Source organism: Commensalibacter sp. M0355 (genome assembly GCF_016101365.1).
GTDB lineage: Bacteria > Pseudomonadota > Alphaproteobacteria > Acetobacterales > Acetobacteraceae > Commensalibacter > Commensalibacter melissae.
Map to the genome: position 1 here is coordinate 82766 of NZ_JACFQQ010000003.1, position 24234 is coordinate 106999.

Annotated in this window: 24 protein-coding genes and 1 tRNA gene; 13 read left to right on the forward strand and 12 right to left on the reverse strand. The window is 37.8% G+C overall.

All coding sequences use genetic code 11. From position 1 onward, the window contains the following. The first annotated feature begins 277 nt into the window (after positions 1 to 277). Entirely contained in the window at positions 278 to 793 is a 516-nt protein-coding gene (locus H3T44_RS06210; protein ID WP_198196606.1) for a septal ring lytic transglycosylase RlpA family protein, read from the forward strand. Between the two features lie 4 nt (positions 794 to 797). On the opposite strand, the gene H3T44_RS06215 is transcribed toward H3T44_RS06210, so the two are convergent. From H3T44_RS06215 to H3T44_RS06225, 3 genes are all read right to left on the reverse strand, one after another. After that, positions 798 to 1751: a YihY/virulence factor BrkB family protein gene (locus tag H3T44_RS06215; RefSeq protein WP_198196607.1), complete on the reverse strand. Its 954-nt coding sequence runs from the start codon at positions 1749 to 1751 to the stop codon at positions 798 to 800. Positions 1752 to 2016: 265 nt separating this feature from the next. After that, positions 2017 to 2619, reverse strand: a complete 603-nt coding sequence (gene metW, locus H3T44_RS06220; protein WP_122122823.1) for a methionine biosynthesis protein MetW — start codon at positions 2617 to 2619, stop codon at positions 2017 to 2019. Then, complete coding sequence (locus tag H3T44_RS06225; protein WP_198196609.1) at positions 2609 to 3796, reverse strand: homoserine O-acetyltransferase; 1188 nt, start codon at positions 3794 to 3796, stop codon at positions 2609 to 2611. The genes metW and H3T44_RS06225 overlap by 11 nt, the downstream gene beginning before the upstream one ends. Positions 3797 to 3985: 189 nt before the next feature. On the opposite strand from H3T44_RS06225, the gene H3T44_RS06230 reads away from it, so the two are divergent. Beyond that, positions 3986 to 4540: a hypothetical protein gene (locus H3T44_RS06230; protein WP_198196611.1), complete on the forward strand. Its 555-nt coding sequence runs from the start codon at positions 3986 to 3988 to the stop codon at positions 4538 to 4540. 46 nt (positions 4541 to 4586) lie between these two features. Here H3T44_RS06230 and H3T44_RS06235 read toward each other — a convergent pair whose 3' ends face one another. The 3 genes from H3T44_RS06235 to H3T44_RS06245 form a co-directional block, all read right to left on the reverse strand. Then, a complete protein-coding gene (locus tag H3T44_RS06235) occupies positions 4587 to 6062 on the reverse strand; it encodes a SulP family inorganic anion transporter (protein ID WP_347375191.1) in 1476 nt (491 codons plus the stop codon). A 314-nt stretch (positions 6063 to 6376) separates the two neighbouring features. Beyond that, complete coding sequence (locus tag H3T44_RS06240) at positions 6377 to 7972, reverse strand: lycopene cyclase family protein (protein ID WP_198196612.1); 1596 nt, start codon at positions 7970 to 7972, stop codon at positions 6377 to 6379. A 137-nt stretch (positions 7973 to 8109) separates the two neighbouring features. Next, positions 8110 to 8183: transfer RNA gene (locus H3T44_RS06245), tRNA-Gly, on the reverse strand. A 155-nt stretch (positions 8184 to 8338) separates the two neighbouring features. Here H3T44_RS06245 and H3T44_RS06250 point away from each other — a divergent pair. Together H3T44_RS06250 and folE are read left to right on the forward strand one after the other, a co-directional pair. Next, the gene (locus H3T44_RS06250; protein WP_198185120.1) at positions 8339 to 9547 is read left to right on the forward strand and encodes a PLP-dependent aspartate aminotransferase family protein; all 1209 of its coding nucleotides are present in this window, start codon (positions 8339 to 8341) and stop codon (positions 9545 to 9547) included. 211 nt (positions 9548 to 9758) lie between these two features. Continuing rightward, positions 9759 to 10358 (forward strand): GTP cyclohydrolase I FolE, encoded by a 600-nt coding sequence (gene folE, locus H3T44_RS06255; RefSeq protein WP_198196613.1) that lies wholly within the window; start codon positions 9759 to 9761, stop codon positions 10356 to 10358. Here the strand turns inward: folE and H3T44_RS06260 are convergent, their stop codons facing one another. The 5 genes from H3T44_RS06260 to fabI form a co-directional block, all read right to left on the reverse strand. Then, positions 10359 to 10700, reverse strand: coding sequence for a hypothetical protein (locus H3T44_RS06260; RefSeq protein ID WP_110439244.1), 342 nt, complete (start codon positions 10698 to 10700; stop codon positions 10359 to 10361). Between the two features lie 27 nt (positions 10701 to 10727). After that, the gene (locus tag H3T44_RS06265) at positions 10728 to 11666 is read right to left on the reverse strand and encodes a DnaJ C-terminal domain-containing protein (protein WP_198196614.1); all 939 of its coding nucleotides are present in this window, start codon (positions 11664 to 11666) and stop codon (positions 10728 to 10730) included. A 12-nt stretch (positions 11667 to 11678) separates the two neighbouring features. Further along, positions 11679 to 11852 (reverse strand): hypothetical protein, encoded by a 174-nt coding sequence (locus H3T44_RS06270; protein ID WP_198185117.1) that lies wholly within the window; start codon positions 11850 to 11852, stop codon positions 11679 to 11681. 126 nt (positions 11853 to 11978) lie between these two features. After that, positions 11979 to 13073: a chorismate synthase gene (aroC, locus tag H3T44_RS06275; RefSeq protein WP_198196615.1), complete on the reverse strand. Its 1095-nt coding sequence runs from the start codon at positions 13071 to 13073 to the stop codon at positions 11979 to 11981. A 27-nt stretch (positions 13074 to 13100) separates the two neighbouring features. Next, positions 13101 to 13940 (reverse strand): enoyl-ACP reductase FabI, encoded by an 840-nt coding sequence (gene fabI, locus H3T44_RS06280; RefSeq protein ID WP_110439241.1) that lies wholly within the window; start codon positions 13938 to 13940, stop codon positions 13101 to 13103. A gap of 333 nt (positions 13941 to 14273) precedes the next feature. On the opposite strand from fabI, the gene H3T44_RS06285 reads away from it, so the two are divergent. The 8 genes from H3T44_RS06285 (at position 14274) to H3T44_RS06320 (ending at position 21924) form a co-directional block, all read left to right on the forward strand. Beyond that, on the forward strand, positions 14274 to 15149 hold the full coding sequence (locus tag H3T44_RS06285; RefSeq protein ID WP_155566172.1) for a universal stress protein: 876 nt from the start codon (positions 14274 to 14276) through the stop codon (positions 15147 to 15149). Between the two features lie 125 nt (positions 15150 to 15274). Further along, positions 15275 to 15595 (forward strand): DUF2849 domain-containing protein, encoded by a 321-nt coding sequence (locus H3T44_RS06290; RefSeq protein WP_198196616.1) that lies wholly within the window; start codon positions 15275 to 15277, stop codon positions 15593 to 15595. 6 nt (positions 15596 to 15601) lie between these two features. Beyond that, complete coding sequence (locus H3T44_RS06295) at positions 15602 to 17314, forward strand: nitrite/sulfite reductase (RefSeq protein ID WP_198196617.1); 1713 nt, start codon at positions 15602 to 15604, stop codon at positions 17312 to 17314. Further along, positions 17301 to 17786: a DUF934 domain-containing protein gene (locus H3T44_RS06300; protein WP_155566170.1), complete on the forward strand. Its 486-nt coding sequence runs from the start codon at positions 17301 to 17303 to the stop codon at positions 17784 to 17786. The genes H3T44_RS06295 and H3T44_RS06300 overlap by 14 nt, the downstream gene beginning before the upstream one ends. Positions 17787 to 17935: 149 nt before the next feature. Then, positions 17936 to 18610, forward strand: a complete 675-nt coding sequence (locus H3T44_RS06305; protein WP_198196618.1) for a lysophospholipid acyltransferase family protein — start codon at positions 17936 to 17938, stop codon at positions 18608 to 18610. Next, positions 18607 to 19902 (forward strand): 3-deoxy-D-manno-octulosonic acid transferase, encoded by a 1296-nt coding sequence (locus tag H3T44_RS06310; protein ID WP_198196620.1) that lies wholly within the window; start codon positions 18607 to 18609, stop codon positions 19900 to 19902. Before H3T44_RS06305 ends, H3T44_RS06310 begins: the two co-directional genes overlap by 4 nt. Continuing rightward, entirely contained in the window at positions 19899 to 20879 is a 981-nt protein-coding gene (gene lpxK, locus H3T44_RS06315) for a tetraacyldisaccharide 4'-kinase (RefSeq protein WP_198196622.1), read from the forward strand. The genes H3T44_RS06310 and lpxK overlap by 4 nt, the downstream gene beginning before the upstream one ends. 100 nt (positions 20880 to 20979) lie before the next feature. Then, on the forward strand, positions 20980 to 21924 hold the full coding sequence (locus tag H3T44_RS06320) for a lysophospholipid acyltransferase family protein (RefSeq protein WP_198196624.1): 945 nt from the start codon (positions 20980 to 20982) through the stop codon (positions 21922 to 21924). Here H3T44_RS06320 and H3T44_RS06325 read toward each other — a convergent pair. Beyond that, positions 21921 to 23204 (reverse strand): penicillin-binding protein activator, encoded by a 1284-nt coding sequence (locus H3T44_RS06325; protein WP_198185110.1) that lies wholly within the window; start codon positions 23202 to 23204, stop codon positions 21921 to 21923. The two genes, H3T44_RS06320 and H3T44_RS06325, sit on opposite strands and share 4 nt — an antisense overlap. A 104-nt stretch (positions 23205 to 23308) precedes the next feature. Here H3T44_RS06325 and rsmI point away from each other — a divergent pair, with 104 nt between their 5' ends. Next, positions 23309 to 24232, forward strand: a complete 924-nt coding sequence (gene rsmI / locus H3T44_RS06330; RefSeq protein ID WP_198196625.1) for a 16S rRNA (cytidine(1402)-2'-O)-methyltransferase — start codon at positions 23309 to 23311, stop codon at positions 24230 to 24232. Positions 24233 to 24234: the final 2 nt, after the last annotated feature.

Sequence of the window (24234 nt, forward strand, 5' to 3'; positions counted from 1 at the left end):
AAGCCTCTCTTATAAACAGTCAACAAATTAATTAAATTTTCTCTTAATTTTTTGATAAACTATGTCTATTTATATCATTTCAGCCAGAAACAATAGATTAAACAAATTATTTGCCATATGTGCGTCAATTGTATTAGCGTAAAGTTACAAAAGCAAATCTTTTCATTTTTTTGCCATTTTTTTTCTCTAGCTTTTAACATGGTTTATATTAACTTAAAGGAATTATGGCAGTTTTCTTAATCATTATGATCAAAAAACGCTATAATAAACAGGGTATATGAAACGTCGAAATAAATTACTGGCTTTGTCACTTGTTATCGGATTAAATGTTCAATCCATGCAAGTATATGCTAACTCCGCTTCTCATAAGATCACCTCTCACCGGATTCGAAAATTAAAGAAAAGAGTGATGCCCTACACTCTTCACAAAAATAGACATCCTGCAGACATGATCATCAGTACAGATGAAACAGCTTTTCAAAGCGGTATTGCCAGCTGGTACGGTGGGCGACATACGCAAAGACGTAAAACAGCCTCTGGCTCAACATTCAACAACCAGAATTTTACCGCAGCTCATCCTACCCTTCCTTTGGGAAGCAAAGTGTTGGTTAAATCAGAAGATACAGGGCACTCAGTCATCGTCACCATTAACGATCGTGGCCCTTTCGTAAAACATCGCATTATTGATCTATCAAAAGCTGCTGCAGCAAAAATTGGCATGTTAAGCCGGGGAACTGCCCATGTAACAATTAAACCCCTGAATAATATCGAAGTTGCTGAAACTCCCCAATAATTTTCTATGACTTTGGTATCTTGTTAGAAGCCTCGCTTCTATCTAAAATATATCCTTCTATCTGGGCATTGAACTGAGCGCCAACCAGAACAACATAGCAGGAAACCAGAAACCACATCATAACAGCAACCACGGTTCCCAATGGGCCGTAAGTACTTGTAAAATTTGCAAAATGGGCAACGTAATAAGAAAAAGAAAAGGCAGCCAACAACCATAAAATTGTGGCGATAAAAGCGCCTGGACATGTCCAACGCCAATGCACGTTGGAACGGCAGGGCCCAAAACGGTAAAATAAAGCAAAAGTCCACGTTGCAAAAAGAAAAACAATAATGTTACTACTTATTCTCACCATATTGTAAGCAGGAAAGTAATCTGTAAGAATATTTAGAAATTGATATGGCAAAATATTCAAAATTGCCGGTAAAGCAACAATAACCGCAAGGGTCATAATCGTTCCCAAAATAGCGCAGAATGTCAAAACAACAGATAGAACCTGAAATTTCAAGAAACTCCGTGTCTCATGCGTATTATAGGCAACGTTTAGCCCCGTAACCAAACCCTTTGTCCCAATGGATGCAGACCAAAGAGCGAACAAAATGGAAACAACCAATTGTATTGTTAAAGTGGAATGGGTTTGCTCGACAATACTGTTAATCATTTCCTGTAAAAAAACATAAACATTCGGGGGGAAAAAATGTTGTAGAAATTCCAGTTGTGGCTCAACCGTTTGTGGATCAAAAACCAGCCCATAAATGGAAATCAAGCTACTTATAGAAGGAAATAGCGACAAGGTAGAAAAAAATGCGCAACCAGCTGCGACCAGCATATATGGACCATCAATTAGTGTATGAATGGTCGCCATTATAATTTTTATCCATCCGTGAAATGATATCTTTAAAGGGGAATGATGTTTTTCAACAAAAATATGACTTTCAGAAGACCGGTCCAAGTCACGCATTACTTCTTTTAAACCTCAATCAAATATTAAAAAATTATTCTAAAAATTTTATTCGTACCCATAAGAAATATGACTCTACAAAACCATGATGTAATGTAAATGATAGAGTAATATTATCCAACCCCGTCAATTCTATTAATCAATTCATGACATAAAAATAGAAATCTAAAATACTCTGTTAACTAATCCAATGAATATCAATTTTGTTTATATATAATCAATATAATATCAGATATGTAACAGTTGCATTGATTGTCTCATTTAATCAACGTGTCAGCAAAAATAAGGCCTGTTCCCCAAAAAAATTGGCTAAACGTATTGAACGTCGCCAGGGGGCTTTTTCCCCCTCGCCATGATCATCAATAGCCATCCACTGACTAATATGATATCCCTCTTGTTTACATAGTGATACAAAATCTGTTAAGGTACAGGGATGAATATTCGGCGTCTCAAACCAATGGGTTCCCCATACTTTTGTCATGGGCATATGTCCCTTAAGAAGCAGTTGCATTCTTACAGTCCAATGGCCAAAATTTGGAAATGAAACAATAGCATACCGTCCTATTCGCAACATTTGTTGCAAAACTTCACGTGGGCGATTAACCGCCTGTAGAGTCCTCGATAATACGACATAATCAAAACCATCCGTGGGATAATTCTGCAAGTCAAAATCTGCGTTTCCCTGAATTACAGATAAGCCTTTACTTACCGCCTTGGTAACACAGGACATATCCAACTCTATTCCTCGTGCATCACATTGATGATTACAGCACAGATAATCGATTAATGTACCATCACCACATCCAATATCCAGTATTGTTGAATTTTGCTGAATCATGTCAACAATACAACATTGATCAAGACGCATTATTTTCCAATTGCCTCTGTCTTTTAATTCCTGCCAGAAAACCGCTGATTACATGATCAAGATCCGGTTCATCCAACAAGAAGGCATCATGCCCTTTATCACTTACAATTTCAACAAAAGAAACCTTGGCTCCAACACGATTTAATGCCTTGACTATCACTCTTGACCGTGAAGTGGGAAAAAGCCAGTCAGAAGAAAAACTGATAACACAAAATCTGGATTTAACCTGTGAAAATGCCTTGACCAGATCCCCATCATAAGCTTGGGACAAATCAAACCAATCCATTGCCCGGGAGATTGTCACATAAGAATTTGCATCAAAACGTCTTACAAAATTCGATCCCTGATAATGCAAATAGCTTTCTACCTGGAACATTTCCCCGAAAATTGGTGACGAAGAATCTATCATTGTTTCTTGCAATCTCCGTCCAAATTTTCGGTTTAATGCATCTTCTGACAAATAGGTAATATGTGCCATCATACGTGCTACAGCCAACCCTCTGGATGGGATAACACCATATCGCCAATAATCTCCATTTTGCCAATCGGGGTCTGAAAATATGGCCTGTCTTCCCACTTCATTAAATGCAATATTCTGTGCCGAATGAAAAGACGAGGTGGCAATTGGTATAGCTGCATAAACTTGATCTGGATAGCTTACCGCCCATTGCAATGCCTGCATTCCTCCCATTGAACCACCGATAACGGCAAATAACTGATCAATTTTGAAATGATCGATTAGAAGTTTTTGAGCATTGACCATATCCCTAATGGTAATTGCAGGAAAGTCTATTCCCCAATAGCCTATTTTCTGATGATCTGTTCGTATGGAACGTGGTCCTGTCGTTCCCATGCAGCTTCCTAAAACATTACTACAAATTATAAAATATTTGTCTGTATCAATAGGTAGCCCAGGACCAACCATTCTGCTCCACCAACCAGGTTTCTTACTGATTGGATTAATACCTGTAACATACTGATCGCCAGTTAAAGCATGACAAATCAAAATTGCATTATCCTTGGCTGATGACAACTTTCCATAAGTCTGATATGCAATTTCCAAGTGGTTTAGTTTTTGACCATTTTCCAAAACAAGTCCTTCAGCAAAAAGTAATTTCTGAATAGATTCATTTTGTGTTTCGTCAGCTGCAACCTGTTTAATCCCTGAAGTTACCATAAATAATACAGGTATCCTTTTTACTATAAAATATGAAAATCCATCCCAAAAATCATCTCTTTGCCATAAACTGCACTATCTTATATAATCATTTGAAATTAAAAATGTTATCTCTGTATAAGTTAGGTTTTTTTAAAAGTTCATCTATTAATATCAAATATTCTTGTTTAGAAAAAGGCCTTAATAATTATGAATAAAAAACTTGTTGTATTTTGTATAATCAGTGCCTTTGCTTTTACTGTCCAATCCTCTTACGCAGTTTCCCATCATACGAAAAAAAACAGAAATTATCAAAATCCAAAATCAGGAAGAGTCGTTTTAACCCCCCAACCTGCGAACAATTTTTCAACAATTGCATATAACTTGAATAAAACCGATATTAATTTTGCCGTTCAACATGGTGAGAAACCGCTTATCCTTATTGGCAATGCAAACCTCTCCAGCACAAAAAAACCGCAAACTGTTCTATTTACCCAGTTACAATCCGCCAGTCTTTGTGGGTCTGGAGGCTGTACCACCACAGCCTATCTTAACCGTAACAATCATTGGGTAAAAATACTCGATTCTGTTACTGGCAATATTGAAATAAAAAAAACATCCCACAAAGGGATGCATGATTTGATAGTTGAAGGTTCAGATGTCTGGATATGGAATAAAACAACTTATGTTGAAACCCAACAGGGACCCAATCTAAATGAATTAAAAAAATCCATTCATAAATATCAAAAAAATAGACCTAAATAAGCGATATAAACACATTAACTATATATATCGCCAAGAATGATCCTGATTAATAACTCCCGATAACCTTTTCAATTTCCTCTGGTTTATCATGGATGCCAAAACGGTCAATGATAGTCGCCGTGGCATCGTTCATTCCCTGAACCTCCACTTTTATACCACGTTGGCGAAAATGAATAACAACCTTATCCAATGCCATAACTGAACTTACATCCCAAAAATGCGCATGGGTTAGATCGACTGTAACATTCTTAATCTCTTCCTTGAGATCAAAATTATTTATAAAACGATCAACCGTTACAAAGAATATATGACCATTCACTTTATAAATACGAGACTGATCTTTTTTTTCTGATTTAATCAGCATGAAATGTGAAACCTTGCTTGCGAAAACAAGAGAGGCAACCAGCACGCCTGTTAATACTCCATAGGCCAGATTATTTGTTCCAACCACGACACAGACCGTTAAAATCATGACAATATTGGTAGAAAGCGGATATTTTTTTAAATCAAGAATTGAACGCCAGGAAAAAGTACTAATAGAAACCATGATCATCACAGCCACCAAGGCGGCCATAGGAATCCGGGCCACCCATTCCTTTAAAAAAACAACAAGAATGAGCAAGAAAATACCAGCCACCAAGGTAGATAATCGTCCCCTTCCCCCGGACTTGATATTAATAACCGATTGACCAATCATGGCACATCCAGCCATACCGCCCAGAAAAGCAGTACAGATATTGGCAATTCCCTGCCCCTTACACTCACGATTTTTATCACTTGAAGTATCCGTGAATTCATCAACGATCGTTGCTGTCATCATGGTTTCAAGTAATCCTACCGCTGCCAGTCCAGCAGAATATGGTAAAATGATCATGAGGGTATGAAAGTCCAAAGGAATATCTGGAATAGCCAAAATTGGTAAAGAACCTGGCAATTTACCCATATCACCCACCGTTGGAATATTTAAACCATAACCTATTGAAATGGCGGTCATTATAATAATACATATCAAGGGAGACGGTATTAATTTCGTTAAATAAGGGAAAAGGTAAATAATTGCCAATCCACCACCAACAATCACGTAAACATGCCATGTCACATGCACTAATTGCGGAAGCTGTGCCATAAAAATCAAAATTGCCAACGCATTTACAAAACCAGTCACGACAGAATGGGAAACAAAACGCATTAATTCACCAAGTTTCAAATATCCGGCAATGATCTGAAAAATACCTGCAAGAATTGATGCAACGAGTAAATAACTTAATCCATGAGTCTTTACCAAAGGCCCCATCAGTAAAGCCATTGAACCCGTCGATGAGGATATCATTCCAGGGCGTCCGCCAAATAACGAAATGACACAAGGAATGGCAAAAGCCGAATAAAGTCCTACACTCGGATCAACCCCAGCAATAATGGAAAAAGCAATTGACTCTGGTATCAGGGCCAATGCAACCACAATACCAGATAGAATATCCGCACGAATATTTCCAAGCCATTCTTGTCGATTACAAGACAGCAACATATTATAATCCTATAAATATTTTTAAATTGAAAAATTAATCAATAACAGACTGATCGCATCAATCCTGTTCCTGTTTTTTTAAAAAAACAGAAATAATAAAATTAGTTACACAGTGCTAACTTAGGGCGGCGTTAAAACAAACATTCCGATTCAACAAAACAATAAGAATTTAGTTTTAAAATCAATCAATCTAGTAACAAAAACTAATAATTTATAATTAAAAATATTCACAGAATCAATACGTAAACACTTTTTCTATAAAAATGCCACTTTCAGAATAATAAAATATAAATATCTATATCAGAAAATAATTAATTTCTATTCACCATTTCTGGATTGGGAAAAAATTCACCATAACGCCATGAAGTATGAAAGATTTCTGGCGGTCCATCCCTTCTAATATACAAATCATATAAATTCCTATCGGAAGAAATATATTCACATATTTTACACATGACCTGGTAATTATCCTGTAACAGGTTAATCAATTTCTCCAGGTCATTATCAGGTTCCGTCAAATAACTGTTTATTTTGGCAAATAGACTTTCAGAAAGATTGATAAATCTTGGTAAGTCCAAATTATTCTGCCTATTGTTTTCAGAAAATTTCTTGGTTTTGAGTATGGAATTCACCTTATCATATTCCATATAAATTTTATGAATTTTATCCCATATAATCTTTGCGTTTTTAAAATCTCTCATTCCCTTATTCATGAAACAGGGGCAAATTGATCCAAAATAAAATACGGAATCAACAACATATTTAACAAAAATATAATACCAATTATCTTTTTGTTCGTACATTTTATCAAATACGTTACTATAAGCAATTACCAGATCTGATATGACCGAATTATAAAATGCCATACGTTCTTTTATGTCTTGACCATTTTTTTCCTGTGCAAGGACATCAACTATAAACGTGTTTTCAATGCACATCAAATCTATACCACTTGAATAAACTGGATCCAAAAAAATGCATGCATCCCCTGTTAATGCCCAATGATTTTCAGAGATACAGGGCTGCGCAATAGATGCGTATTTTCTCAAATATTTAAAATCAAGAATGGAAAATTGTTTCTTCAGCAAATAATCATAAAAAGCCCTTTCATGCGTTTTTAACCATTCAAAGGTTTTTTCCAAATCCGATAAACTGTCAAATTGATGAATATTCTCACTAAAACATATTCCCACACTGGTCGTATGATCAGAAAGCCGAAGCACCCAGATCCAATATCCCTTTCCATCAATATGTAAGGAACTGTAGCTTCTATCCATGCCATAAAAAGGGTTATCTTCTTCTGCCGGATAGATTTCATCTACCAGAACAGCCCCCTTGACTCTAAACCAGACTGAAGAATTGGGTAAATTACCTTTGCTTGATAAATTATACTTCCTGGAAATAACTTTTTTCCGTCCGGATGCATCAACAATCCAACGAGAATTAATGATTTTCTGGACTTTGCTCAATTCAACTACGTGGATTTTTTTAAAATGCCCCTCATCTTCAACATCAAGAAAACGCGTATTTTGTAAAATATCAATTTTATCTTGTAATAATGAAAAAAAATGATTTTCTAGTTTGCCACGTTCAAATTGATAGGAATTTTTTTGAGGAAAATTTCTAATTCCCATTTCTTTATAGAGTTTATCATTTGTATAAATAAACCGCATTCCCATTTTTATAAAATGTTCCCGACTTAGATATTCATCTCCCAGCAATTCCCTAAGATAATACCCACCCAAATCAATTGTTGCTTCTCCAACTTTGAAAGCTGTCTCTTCATTGGGAAATTTTGCATCATGAATAAGACAAATGGAAATATCAGGTATATCACGCAGCAATTGACTGGCCAATGTCAATCCGGCAAGTCCACCCCCAATTATAACCACATCATAATTTTTCACTATATCCCTCAACTTAATATTTAAAGTAATAAATTATTTTATTTATGATTAAAATAAAACAATATTACTAAATTAAGTTGAATATCTAAATAATCAATTTTATAGATATTATATAGTTTAAAATAAATAATATTTCTTGGAGCGGATGAAGGGAATCGAACCCTCATGAACAGCTTGGGAAGCTGTCATTCTACCATTGAATTACACCCGCCAAAATATGAAAAATAATATTTCACATTAAAATAACCAAATTGGATAGAAAAATATATCTTTTTTGATAATTTTTAAAAAATAAAGAAATTACTAACCACTTTTCTTGCATTCCTCTATCATGAACGCTCCTTATGGTTATCAAAGAGAAATATTATGAACAAAACCTCTTCCCATCGTCTAGCCACCCGTTTACTTCATGATAATATTGAACGTTCTTCCTTTGCTGAAACATGTGAAGCTCTTTTTTTAACATCTGGGTTCATTTATGAAAGTGCAGAACAAGCAGAACGCACTTTCCAAAAAAAAGAAAGGCATTATCAATATAGCCGTGTTAATAATCCTACCATTACCAACCTTGAAAATCGACTTATTCATTTGGAAGAGGCTGAATGTTGTGTTGCCACCTCAACAGGAATGAGTGCAATTTTTGCTGCCTTATTTTCCAATTTGAAACATGGAGAACGTGTTATCGCATCTAAGGCGCTTTTTGGATCAAGTTACTGGATTGTTGAAAATTTTTTACCAAAATTAGGAATCGAAACCGCTTTTGTTGAAGGCACGAATATTCAGGAATGGAAAAAAGCATTATCCAAACCTGCAGCAGCTGTTTTGATTGAAAGCCCTTCCAATCCAATGCTAGACATTCTGGATATTCGGCAAATTGCTGACTTGACCCATCAGGCAGGCGGAATATTGATTATTGACAATGTTTTTGCCACTCCATTATATCAAAAACCTTTGAAAGTAGGGGCTGATCTTGTTGTCTATTCTTGTACAAAACATATGGATGGACAGGGGCGTGTCCTAGGAGGTGCTATTCTAGGTAGTAAAGACTTGCTTGAAGCCGATATTATACCTTTTGTTCATAATACAGGACTTACAATTTCAGCTTTTGATGCGTGGATATTGCTGAAAGGTCTGGAAACTTTTCCACTTCGTATGGAAAAAATGACCGAAAATGCAAAAATCTGCGCAGAATTTATTGAAAAATCTGATGTTGTTAATCTTATTCGATATCCCGGATTACACTCACATCCTCAATATGGCCTTGCCTGCAAACAAATGGATGCGCCAGGTGCCATGATCGCCTTTGAAGTCAAGGGCGGAAAAAAAGGTGCATTTACATTCATGAATGCCTTACAGCTCATATTAATTTGTAATAATCTTGGTGATAGTCGGAGTATTGTAACGCACCCGGCAACAACAACACATATGAAGGTCAGTCCAGAGGATCGTTTAAAACTCGGAATTACTGATGGCATTATCCGCTTTTCAGTAGGAATGGAGGATCCACAGGATTTACTTGAGGATCTGCAAAAAGGATTTGATGAATTAACAATTTTTTGCAAAAACAAACAATAAATAAGTAATCTTTTAAATTGAAAATATATTAATTTTTTCCATATATTTTAAACTGAAGGAAAATATAATAAAATCGTGTAGTTTCATTTTAAACAAAACCGTTAAATTTTCCCTTTACAAAATTAATATATATCTTTTTATATTGTCCAAAATTACTTCATACCGAACAGAAACATTGAACAGTTTTACTGGTTTAAAAGATTTATAGAATATGACTGATAAAAAAACTTCCGCACCCTCTCGTTCAGAAGCTGAAGAAGCGGTGCGTACCCTTATTCGCTGGGCTGGTGATGATCCGGATCGCGAAGGGTTAATAGATACGCCAAACCGTGTTATAAATGCCTATGCCGAATTTTTTTCTGGCTATAAGGAAAACCCGAAAGAAATCCTTGGCCGAACATTTGAAGAAGTCGGTGGATATAAGGAAATTGTCCTTTTACGTGACATTCGCTTTGAAAGTCATTGCGAACACCATATGGTTCCAATTATTGGAAAGGCTCATGTTGCCTATTTACCCAATAACTATGTCGTCGGCATTTCCAAACTGGCCAGGATTGTAGAGGTTTTTGCCAAAAGATTACAAATTCAAGAAAGAATGACAGCGGAAATCGCCAATATAATCCAAGAGGTATTACAACCTAGAGGGGTCGCTGTAATCATTGAGGCCACTCATCAATGCATGACAACCAGAGGTGTGCATAACCCAGGTGTATCTATGGTTACATCAAAATTGCTTGGTGTTTTCCAACAGGATCAAAATGCAAGAGCAGAACTTTCAACTTTATTAAATCGTTCTGTTTCATTTATGTAACTAATTGATCTCAATCGTTGAATGATCATCTAGAATACGACGTAAAATTTGTTGAACATCAGGATATTTCTCCGTGGAAATCACTTCACATAAATAACGCATTTGTCGTCGCGTCGTATAAAGCTGGTCCAAAAGTTGCAGAACCAAAGACATTGAATCTTCTGCCACTCCTAAATGATCCCTTAATTCAAGAATTAATTTGGCCCTTGCCTCATCAATCTCCTTAAATAAATAATTTCCCTCTTTCTTTTCTGGCCTCAACCATTGATTATTTATCCAGTGATAGACATCATTGGCTGTTATTTCAGGTAAATTATAGCATAACATTTCAAGGGTTATCATTTTCTTTCCCTTTTACATTTTTTAAATTTAATTGGATTGATCAATGGATTTACGTAAAAACTCTTCCAAAGCGGGATCGACTTTACCAATCGTAATTTGTAAAGTTACATATAGATTCCCAGCCTCAAGATTTTTATGGGATGGAATACCCCGTCCACGTAACCTTAGTACAGTTCCGCTATCTGAATGAGCCGGCACATTTAACGCAACCTCACCGGTAGGGGTTGGAACAGTCAGCTTACCGCCCAAAACCGCTGTCTTTAGATCAACAGGCCACGTCATTCTTATATCCTGACCATCTCTTTTAAAATAGGCATGAGGCATTACCTGAATGGTAATCAAGGCATCCCCGGCAGGACCATTTTGAAAGCCAGGATCCCCTTTTCCGCGTAACCTTAAGGTCTGACCATCATCAATTCCAGGAGGGATTTTAACATCAAGTGTTCCCCCTTCAGATAAGGTAATTCTCGATGTTGTACCATTAACCGCATCCAGAAAACTAATTTTCAGACTATAGCGTCGATCCTGCCCTTTCTGTGGACCTCTACTGGATCTTCCTTGAGAAAAACCCCGACCAGAGAAGCCACCCCAGCCACCGCCGCCAAACCGGTTCAATATATCCTGCAAATCATCCTCGGAAAATTGATTACCGTGCATTCCTTCACCCTGACTGTACCGAAACCCTTGCGCTCCATCAGCATAATGACGATATCCGGCACCTCCCCTCGGAAAGCCCTGTTCCTGACCATGAATGTTAATCTCACCACGATCAAAACGGGCCCTCTTTTCTGGATCTGAAAGCAATTCATTCGCAACGCTAATTGCTTTAAATTTATCCTCAGCCTCTTTATTTCCGGGATTTAGGTCAGGATGATATTTTTTGGCCAATTTTCGATACGCTTTACGTATCTCATCCTGACTGGCTGTTTTCGATATTCCCAAAATGGTATAAGGATCTAAACTCACTGCACTTTTCTCTTAATTTTCTATCATTACGGCTTTGAAATCGATTTCATCGGATAAAGTAATCAACAACGCCTCAAACACATCTGCTGGAATGCCTTTTGCAGCAGAGTTTCTTGCCACCTTAATTAATTGATCCCTTACAAATTCTTTTTCAAAATCAGTATTCTGTTTTTTATTATCATCCATAGTCTGGCAGTCCCAATAAACTTTGAAACCAAAATTTATTTTTAAAAGTATAACCACATTTTCATTAAACTTGAAATCAAAATAGCTGATTATTTATAAAATACAGTTCATCAATATAATGTTCTATTATTTATGAATTATCTCCCCAAATTTTCCGATTTGACCGCGATGCCTTAACCAATGATCTGCTAAGACACAGGCAAGCATGGCCTCTCCAACTGGAACAGCCCGTATACCGACACAAGGATCATGTCGACCTTTGGTAATTACTTCAACAGATTCACCTTCTGAATTAATTGAGGGTTGAGGGACAAGAATTGAGCTTGTCGGTTTAACTGCAAAACGAACCACAATTGGTTGACTGCTGGAAATACCGCCCAGAATACCGCCCGCATGATTAGAGGCAAATGAAAGCTTACCATTTTCAAGATATATAGGATCAGCATTCTCTTCACCCCGTAGGGTTGCAGCGGCAAAGCCTTCACCGATTTCAACAGCTTTTACGGCATTGATACTCATCATGGCCTGGGCAATATCAGCGTCCAGTTTTCCATAAATTGGCGCCCCCAATCCTGCGGGAACCCCTTCGGCCACCACTTCAATCACCGCACCGATGGATGACCCAACCTTACGGATTATGGATAATTCATTCCTCCAAATCTCGACCATTTGTGCATCGGGACAAAAAAATTCATTTTTTTTAACCTCGTCCCATGACCATCGATCACGATTGATTTTTTTATCCCCAATCTGAATTAGGGCCCCACGAATAAAAATTGAATTTCCCAAAATCAAACGGGCAATCGCTCCAGCAGCAACACGCATGGCTGTTTCCCTGGCTGAAGATCTTCCTCCCCCTCGATAATCCCGTATACCATATTTTAAATCATAGGTAATATCTGCATGACCTGGACGGTAGGACTGAGCGATATTGGAATAATCCTTGGAACGCTGATTGGTGTTTTCAATCAATAATGATATAGGAGTGCCTGTCGTTTTACCTTCAAATACACCTGATAATATCTTCACCTGATCGGGCTCATTACGCGTGGTTGTAAATGAGGATTGTCCAGGTCTGCGTAAATCCAGCCAAGGTTGAATCAATTTCTCAGAAAGCGGAATCAAGGGAGGACACCCGTCAACAACACAACCGATTGCAGGCCCATGACTTTCCCCCCATGTCGTAACCCTGAACAAGCTTCCAAAACTATTACACGACACGTTACTGTTCACTCACTGTAAAATTGATTAATTATCTGACAAGGCAATATCAGGTGCATCGGGATTTTTCATTCCAACCAGATGATAACCACAATCAACATGATGTATTTCACCTGTGACCCCTCTAGATAAATCAGAAAGGAAATACAAACCCGCCCCGCCAACTTCATCAATGGTAACATTACGTTGTAAAGGAGAATTAAGCTGATTCCATTTCAGGATATAACGGAAATCGCCTATTCCACTTGCCGCCAATGTTTTGATAGGACCAGCGGAAACCGCATTGACACGAATATTATCAGGTCCAAGATCTGCTGCCATATACTGCACGGAAGCCTCCAAAGCCGCCTTGGCTACACCCATAACGTTATAATGAGGCATCACACGTTCAGATCCCAGATATGTCAAGGTAAGAAGTGATCCACCATCTGGCATTAATCTTGCGGCCTCTTTTGCAACAGCAGTAAAAGAATAGCATGAGATATCCATGGCTGTTAAAAATGCCTCTCTAGGAGTATCGACATAACGTCCACGCAAATATTGTTTATCAGCCCATCCAATCGCATGAACAACAAAGTCTAGTTTTCCCCATTTTTGGGCAATATCTTCAAATACGTTGCTGATATCCTCATCTTTACTGACATCACAAGGCAAAAGATAGGTTGATCCCAAACTTTCGGCCAAAGGGGCGACCCTTTTTTTCAAGGCATCTCCCTGATAAGTAAAAACAAGCTCTGCCCCTTGTAACGCACAAGCACGCGATATTCCCCATGCTATCGAATGATTATTGGCCAAACCCATAATCAAACCGCGTTTTCCTTGCATTAAATTTCCCTTTACAGGCAAAACATCATTTTTCGTTATCATAACACCCCTTAATAGATTTTTTGTTTTTGTATGTCTTTTGACAATTAAAAAGTAGCCAGAACAATTCCTAAATTGGCGTTCATTTTAAAACAAAAAAAAAAGAAAAGAAATCATTTTCATTATGGATACAATCTTTAGGGATTAAACCCAAACATTATCAAATAATACCCCTCAACTTTTTGTTTTAATTAAGCTCCAGCATTACTGTCACAAAAATGTGATTCTTTTCAGCGCTCTATTTCAGCCTAGAATTCATTTTATCTATTAAAAAATCAAATAAGCGATTAATATCCAAGATTATACCCCGTTTATTTTAAGGAAAGGGAATAAACAATGCTTAGCGTCAAGAAAATACTCATTCCTATTCAAGGCACCCCTTTATCTGAATCTACTCTAACCACTGCCTATTACCTCTCAAAAAACTATAATGCTCATCTTGCCGTTATCCATATTCAACCCGATAGAAAAGACCTCATTCCGCTTACTAGTGAGGGATTGTCCGGATCCATGATTGAAGAGGTCATGAATATTGCCGCCTCAGAAAATCAAAAACGGTTAAAACTTGCCCGAGAAATATTCGATAATTTTATCGATAAATACAATATCGAATTAACCGACCCAGACCTTACTGAACCTGCTAAGGAAAAAATTACGGCCAGTTTCACCAATATGGTTGGACGGGAAAATGAATTAATTACTTACTGGGCACGCTTGTCCGACATAACGGTGATTTCTCACCCCGATTCAGACAGTGAAATTTCCTCTTCCGAAGCACTTCATACCCTATTATTCGATAGTGGCCGCCCCATCATTATCGCCCCAAAACAAAAACCCCTGACAACCGGCAAAAAAATCTGTATCTGCTGGAATGGCAGCGCAGAATCAGCCGCTGCCCTGCATGCAAGTTTGAGATGGCTTCATTATGCTGAACAGGTCTATATCCTATATACGAATGATTATGAAAATCATGGTAAAAAAATTCAAGATGTTGTTAACTATCTCAAATTCCATAACATTCAAGCAACTCCCCATCAATTGGGCAATGACAGGGATGTTGGAAATACAATCCTTTCAACCTGTAATGAGATAGGAGCGGACATGTTATGCATGGGTGCCTATTCCCACCCACGTTGGCAGCAGCTGATTCTGGGAGGGGTCACACGTTACATGCTTGAAAACGCCAATATATCTGTCTTGATGAATCGATAAAACATCATCTTCATTTATCCTTATGGTAAAAGGATAATTTTTCCTTTTACTATTTTTTTTGTGTAATTATAAAAAATAATGTTATATATACACACTTGTATAGTTATAAAAAGGAATTATCTATTGTGGTTTCTCAAGACAGGCAGGCCGATCAATCTGATTATTATGTTTTAACCGCAAATCGTCTTCTGGATGGGCGGGTTGTGTGGTTCACCCCGCAAGAACATTGGGGAATAATGCTGGAAGACGCTCAACTTTTTTCCAATAAGGAAAATGCCGAAAAAAAATTGCAGGAAATCATCCAGTCCAATACTGCCCATTTTTTAATTGATTTACATTATGTAGAGTTAATAAACACTTTCCATCCAGCATCAGCACGTGAAAATATTAGAGCGTTTGGTCCCAGTACACATCCTGAATTTAATCCACGCTCTATAATAAGATGATTATCAATGAAACAGTTTCCATCCCATGATACCGATTCAAGCACCATAAAAGTCATTGGTCGTTATAACTATGACGAAATTGATTTTGATTTTTTAAAAGAAAGAATCAATCAATTCAGGTTACAGATTGAAAGACGGCTGAATGGTGAACTTTCTGAAGATGAATTTAAACCCTTACGATTGATGAATGGTGTATACCTTCAATTACATTCCTATATGCTTCGTGTCGCCATCCCATATGGTATTTTATCATCAAGAATGTTGCGTGGTTTGGCATATATTGCCCGTTACTACGATCGTGGATATGGTCATTTCACTACCCGTCAGAACATACAATTTCATTGGACAAAACTAGAGGAGGTCCCCGATATTCTAACGTATCTGGCATCTGTTGAAATCCATACCATCCAAACCAGTGGAAATTGTATCCGTAATATCACCAGTGATGAATTTGCTGGTGTGGCGCAAGATGAGATCTTGGATCCCCGTATTTATGCAGAAATTATGCGTCAATGGTCAACGCTTCACCCTGAATTTTCATTTTTGCCCCGAAAGTTCAAGATTGCTATAAGTGGCTCTTCAAATGATCGTATCGCTGCTTGTTTTTATGATATTGGCATATTAACCCGTCGCAATGAACAGAATAAACCCGTTTTTGAAATCTGGGTTGGTGGTGGCCTGGGCCGCATTCCGGTTAAAGGTAAAATCATCCGTGATGACTTGCCCCCTGAACATTTGCTTGCTTATCTTGAAGCCATTATCCGTGTTTATAATCTGCATGGAAGTCGAAATAATTTATATAAATCGAGAATCAAAATTCTTGTAGAGAATCTTGGTATAGATGCTTATCGCAAACAGGTTGATAAAGAATTTGATACCATGGATTTAGAACAATACCGTTTGTCTGACGATATCATAAATTCGATTCACAAACGTTTTGGTCATCCCAATCTTGCCGATATCCCAAACGCTTCTGAAACCATGAAAAAACATCAGCAAAACAATCCGGAATTTGACCGATGGGTAAAACATAACAGCCACCCTCATTTTCATAAAGATTATATAGCAACCGTCATTTCCCTTAAAAACATCGGGGAAACACCTGGTGACATGACTGCAGATCAAATGAGTGCTCTGGCCAATCTGGCGGAGGAATATTCTTTCGGGGAAATTCGTGTGACTCATTTACAAAATCTTGTCTTGGGGCATGTAAGAAAAGACCAATTATTTTTTCTATGGCAGGCTTTGCAAAAATATCGGCTGGCAATGCCAAATCAGGGATTAATTACAGATATCGTCTGTTGTCCCGGACTTGATTACTGCTCCTTGGCAAATGCGCGGTCAATCTCTGTCGCCAAGGAAATAATGTCTCTATTTCAGGATATCCGTTTACAGGAAAAAATAGGTCCCATACATATTGGAGTCGATGGATGTATCAATTCCTGTGCCCATCATCATATCATGAATATTGGTGTTTTGGGGGTCAATAAAAAGGGAGAGGAATTCTATCAAATAAAACTTGGCGGATCTTCCTATAAAGGCAGAGCCGCAATTGGTGCCATACTAGGAGCGGCACTTACTGCGGAGGAAGCGGTTGAAGCCGTTCGCAGGCTAATTGATTTTTATCTTGAGCAACGTCATGAAAATGAATATTTTATTGATACTTACAATCGCCTAGGTATCAGCCCATTCAAGGAAATTGTCTATGTTACTGCTTAAAGATGGTGAAATTATTGATAATCCCTGGATTGTAATTGAAAATAATTTACCAACATCGTTACCTGATTATCCGATCCTGTCGCAAACGCTTTTATCCACGCTTGACAATATCGATAAAATTCATCAACCACTTGGTGTTTTATTGCCATGCGATCAAGATATTGAACACTTAAGACCTTATCTTGAAAAGCTCTCCCTTATTGTCCTGGAATTTCCCTCTTTTAAAGATGGCAGGGCTTTTTCACAAGCTCGCCAAATCAGAGAGCATCTAAAATTTACAGGAGAATTACGGGCAATTGGGCATATTCTTCCCGATCAATATCAATTTCTAACCAGGGTTGGTTTTACAACCATCTTGATCCCAGATAATGCCAATATAGCAAGTTGGAAAGAAAATAGACAGCATTTTACAATCGGTTTTCAGTCTTCCGTTTTAAAAGAGCCCAAACAGGGTTTGGTAAGAAAGCTTTAGGTCTCTTACAAGTAACGATATATTTTAAAATATACTGTTATCTAACTAATAAAATAAAATCTTGTTCAAATTGTACAATAGATTCCTATATCAATCATATGTAAATCTTTATCACCATCAGTTTCAAACAGCATTTTATCCATTTTCAAATGTTTGCCTCCATAAAAAAAATAATTCAAAATAGTTTAATCTTTATTTTAAGAGGTTATTTAAAACTGGCCTTACAAACAACATGTTGGCAATTTGATATTGACCCGCAAGCACGCTCTTTACTTACTTGTAGGGATGGTCAACCCGCCATTGTCATTTTTTGGCATGAAACCCTGATCCTTTCACCACGTTTGTGGTGGTGGGCCATACCTCAGAACCCTTATCTTACCCTATATGTACTTATTAGTAAAAATAATGATGGACGCCTCATCAGCAAAATTGTTAATCCGTGGCGAATATGGACAGTACAAGGATCTGCCAATAAAAATGGACAAGATAAAGGTGGGGCGACCGCTTTCCGCAAACTTCTAAAATTATCCAAAACAGGTCATTTAATCGCCATCATGCCCGATGGGCCAAGAGGCCCACGCCATCATTTACATCCGGGATTGATCAAGCTTGCCTTATTTGCCAAAACCAAAATCGTACCTGTCGGAGCTTATTGCAGCTCAATACGCCTAAACAACTGGGATAAATTGATCGTCCCCTTACCGTTCGGTAAAGGAAAAATGGTTTGTCGCACACCTATCGAGGTCACAAAGAAAAATTATGATACAATTGAAACAGAAATCATTAACCAATTACATCAAGCCAACCAGCTGGCACAATCATGAAAAACATAATTGAGGATCATTTTCTTTTATCAACCTGGACTGCATTAACGAATTGTTTGTCTCCCTTTTTACCATTTTATCTTCAAAACCGTTGCAAAAAGGGTAAAGAAATTCCCAATCGCCTTAAAGAAAGGCAAGGTTATCCTACCCAATCCAGACCTGCCGGTTCAATCATACAGTTTCATGCCGCAAGTATTGGAGAACTTGTTTCCATTTTTTCGGTCATTCAAGCCATTCATATTCAGGATTCCAGCCAAAGTTTTTTGATTACAACAGGAACAGTTACCTCCTTTCGTATCTTAGAAAATTTCATATCGCATCATCCAATATTAGCCAGACATATTATTCATCAATTTATACCCCTCGATATTCCACAATGGATCAATCGTTTTTTAACTTATTGGCATCCATCCCTTATTGTTCTGGCAGAAAGTGAAATCTGGCCCAATCTTATCAAAGAGGCCTGCCAAAAAAAAATACCGCTTGCTTTAATCAACGGACGCCTTTCCGATCGCTCATTAAAAAACTGGAAAGTTTGTCCATCCCTTATCCAAAACATTCTATCACGTTTTCAATGGATCATTTCCCAATCTGAACATGACCAAAATAATTTTGCACATCTACAGATTACAACCGATTATTTGGGCAATTTAAAACAAACAGCACAAAAACTCTACTTTAATTCTCAAGAATTGGTCGAGTTAGAAAACTATTTTAATAATTCTCCAATCTGGCTGGCAGCATCAACCCATCCTAACGAAGAAACCCTTATTGCCAAAACGCATGCTGTATTAAGAAAAAAATGGCCCAACCTTATTACAATCATTGTACCACGCCATCCTGAACGAGGACAGGAAATCATTAATGAGATAGGAATGGTTGCCCAACGCAGTAAACATGAGCTTCCTTTTGAAAACGGTTTATGGCTCTGTGACACTTTAGGAGAGCTTGGACTATTTTACAGATTGGCTGACATTGTATTCATAGGCAACAGTCTTGATGTTGTTCATAAAGGGGGTGGACATAATCCATTTGAAGCTGCGCAATTAAATTGTACCATTGCAACTGGACCCAAAATACATAATTTCAGACAGGCTTATTATCATTTACAGAAAGCGGTTACAATAATTCACACCATAGACGATCTGACAAACTGGGTTGATAAAATGCTGTCCAACCCACAATTGAGAAAAAAACAAGCCTGCCTGGCCTTGGAAATCATGGAACAAAAAAGCAATCTTGCTACGGATATTGGCACTCATCTTCTAAAATTAGCAAGGCAATCCATATGAAGGCTCCCTTTTTCTGGCAACAATATCCTCCCACACCAACAGCAAAAATTTTAACCCCCTTTTCGTTCATAACCTCACTTATCACCCGTTATCAAATAAACAAACCAGGATGGCATGCCCCTATTCCTGTTCTCTGTTGTGGAAATTTGACTATTGGTGGCACAGGAAAAACTACCGTAGCGCTGGAAATGGGTCATTATTGCCAACAACAATCAATTCCTTTCGCCTTTTTGACACGTGGCTATAAAAGAAAAAGCAGAATTGCAGAACCATTTATGGTTGATCTCAATCAGCATAATGCCAAAGATGTTGGTGATGAAGCCCTTTTATTGGCCCGACTTGCACCAACGTGGATTGGTGGCAATCGAGCCGCATCGGCCAAAGCAGCAATAAAGAAAAGTACTGTAAAATTACTAATCATGGATGATGGTTTGCAAAACCCTACCCTGTATAAAGATCTATCCATCCTAGTTGTTGATGGTGTAACAGGTTTTGGAAATCAAAGACTTTTGCCTGCCGGCCCTTTACGACAACCTGTTATACAAGGGCTTAAAACAGTCAAAACCTGTATTTTTATTGGCAAAGATAAAACAGGGCTTTTACCCACGATTTCATCCCATGTACCCGTTTTCAGGGCAAATCTAACAATGAATCCTGCCATTCGACAGTTTTCTAATCAATCTGTTATCGCCTTTGCAGGCATTGGACGACCTGAAAAATTTTTTCAAACCTTAAGAGATAACCAACTTATCCTTTCAAAAACAATTTCATTTCCAGATCATCATCATTACACAAACAAAGACCTAAACAAGCTTTTATCACTTCATCGCCATTATCAATTGCCCCTGGTAACAACACCCAAGGACTATGTTAGGTTACCAGATCAATTCAGACCTTTGGCCACTCCACTAGAGGTTTGTTTGACATGGCACGATCCTGCATCTTTACAAAAGATATTCCATATGATTCATTTCTAACCAATTTATTTTTCAAGATTTCTCTATATCTTTTCTATGTAATCTTTTAGACTGTCATCCATTCCGTTTTAGTAAAATCCATTCAATAAAAATTTCCTTCATGTCCTTGCCCTTACCATCCCGTCAGATTATTTCCAATTGGTTGAAACAATGTTTATATTACGGTGAATATCTGATCGCTGAAATTTGTATTAACCTCTTACAAAAACTTTCTCCAGAACAAGCCTCCAATCTAGGTGGATGGATTTGTCAAAAAATTGGCACGAAACTTCCCGTTTCCAAAATAGCTGATAGAAATATAAAATTTGTCATGCCTGATCTCTCCTTGCAGGAAAGACAAAAAATTATAGCAGGCGTATGGGAAAATCTTGGAAGAACGGTTGGAGAATTTCCACATCTTGCTAATCTTGAACAAAATACCAAACAAGGTGCGGGCTGGGAAATCATTGGGGAAAATTATTTAATTGGACAGGCAAAGCGTAAAGGACCGGTTTTATTTGTATCAGGTCATCTTGGAAACTGGGAAATGTTGCCACCGGGGGTTGCACAATATGGGGTTCCTTTTTCTTCTTTTTTCCGTGCAGCTAGCAATCCCTATGTAAATGAGCTTATCCTTCAATTACGATATCAAGCCATGCAACAAAAAATTCCCATGTTTGCAAAGGGAGCAAAAGGGGCAAAACAAGCATTAAGACACCTTTTACAAGGAAAAAGACTTGGTGTTCTAAGTGATCAGAAGATGAATGATGGCATTCGGGTTAATTTTTTTGGAAAACCTGCAATGACCTCTTCCGCTGTTGCAAGCCTGGCCCTGAAATTACGTTGTCCCATCATTCCCGGTTATGTAAAACGACTTGGACCTGCAAGACTGCGCATTATTGTCGAAACACCCATTGATTATTCGGATCTGGTCGAAAACAATATAGAAAATGTTCGAATATTAACCCAACGCATAAATGACAAAATTGAAGAATGGATAAGGAAACAACCAGAGCAATGGCTCTGGCTGCATAAAAGATGGCCAAAAGAATACTATAAACCCTAATGTGTCATACTGCCCGATGTATTATCTTTTGGAGTTGAAATCATTTTTCCTCCACCAAAGGACTGAATTTCAAAAATCTGTAAATCACGTTTTACTGTTCCATCGGGATGCAGGGCAAAAAAGCCATCAATACCATTAAATCCATCCGGTCGCGTTAGATTTTCTATTGAGAAACCACCTGGACGTTTTCTCAAACTGTTTGCCAATGCAGCTGAATCATAGGTGAAGTCCGCTAGGGGTTTTGGAGTTTGTCCATATCTTGCCATATATTGCCGGATAAATTCCTGACGTTTGACCGGATTGGGCGCGACATACCAGGCCCCTTTTAATTTTCCCAATTTACCGGCAAAAGATGACCATAAAGTAGGTCCCATAATCCTGACCTGGCTTGTAGAAACCTGCACTTCATTCATCGCATTGATAACAGACTGCAACTGTAATCCTGTATCAGCCAAAAGCAAGGCGTCAAACGGAGGTTTATCCAGTTTCAGTTTTTTTGTCTCGACCTTTTTTTCAGGTTTTGAAGGAATAAGTTCATTTTGTAAACTATCTCCATCTTCCTTGGGTCCATTCGCTGCAGTGGTATCAGTTGAATTCTGGTTTTGAGAGTTTGTTTTAGCCGCTTCCGTTCTTTCATCAAAATTTGACATTGATTTCAATTTTTGTGTGATGTCAGACAGGTCAGCCGCATGATACACGATTGTGGGTTGCATCAATCCCTGATCAGAGCAGCTTTTAATTAATCCATCTGCCATTGCCCGACCAAAACTGTTATCAGGTAAAAAAGCCGCAAATTTCATTCGCCCTTCATTTTTGGCTGCTTTTACCAAAGTTTCAATTTGCTGATTTTGCGTAATTCCAAAAATCCACACATTTGAAGATGCAATTGAAGCATTACTGCTATAGGAAAGAACCGGAATATTGACCGCACCAGTCACTGCTGCAACCTCTGTTGTATCCTTAGCTGTCAAGGGACCAAGAATAATGCCATCACCTGCCTCAATGGCTTTATGGGCTGCTGCAGAAGCCCCACCCGTTTCTGCCGTATCATGAACGTCGAGTGCAGAGGGTTCATCAATGGCGAGCCGGGCGGCTTTTAACATATTGTTTCCCAATCCGCCATTTCTCCCCGTCAAGGGAAGAAGAAGCCCAATTTGTTTTTTGGAAGGTTGTTGCAAATTTTGAGTAGGTGTCGTAATAGGAGTATTATTATCACTATGACTAGAAGAACAAGCTGCCAGCAAGCATACAGGGATAGTGACCTTTAACAAATTTGCCATAAAAGAATTCAATCCCAAACAATTTTGTTTAAAAGGTATTTTCTGCTCTATCAATAGTATTCTCCTTTGATTTAATCAAAATCTGATTATCAGTTATTATTAAAATGCAAAAACAAAATATTCAATCAAATATTAACACAATCCAATCAAACAGGCTTTTACATAATCGTACCATTGAAAATAATGCTCGATTTTTTCTGGTTTCGACACCAATTGGCAATCTTGGTGACCTAAGTTTTCGTGCCAAAATGATTTTACAGGAATGCGATTTGATTTTATGTGAAGATACACGGGTCAGTGCAAAACTTCTATCAACCTATGGTATTACAACCCCAACCGAATGCCTGCATCAACATAATGAAACCCATCGTATCCATCATGTTTTAAATTTACTTCACCAGGGTAAAAAAATTGCATTGATTTCTGATGCAGGCACCCCTTTGGTATCTGATCCAGGATATCAACTAACCCATGCTGTCATAAAAGAAAATATTAAAATTACAGCCATTCCAGGCGCAAATGCAGCTTTAATGGCATTAACTTTATCAGGACTTCCACCACATCCCTATTTATTTATTGGTTTTCCGCCACCAAAATCAACAGCTCGGCAAAATTCTTTTGCTATCTTAAAGGCAGTAGAAAATATAGGACTGACCCCAACCTATATCTGGCATGAAGCACCCCATCGATTGATCGATATGCTAAAAGATTTGAAAGAGGTTTTTGGCGAAAATCGTGAGGCAGCCGTAGCTAGAGAATTGACAAAAAAATTCGAAGAAATTCAACGTGGTACTTTAAAATCTTTGCTTGATCAATTTTCCAAAATCCCACCAAAAGGTGAAATGATTGTATTATTGGCCCCCCCCTCTTCAGAAAAAAATAACCATGATATGATAGATCTTGATACAAATCTTATTAAGGCCTTAAAAACAATGTCCATTAAAGACGCTGCCCAAGTTGTGTCCACCGCTCTTCACTTGCCCAAAAAAATTGTTTATAAACGTGCACTTGAACTGCAAAAAATATAATC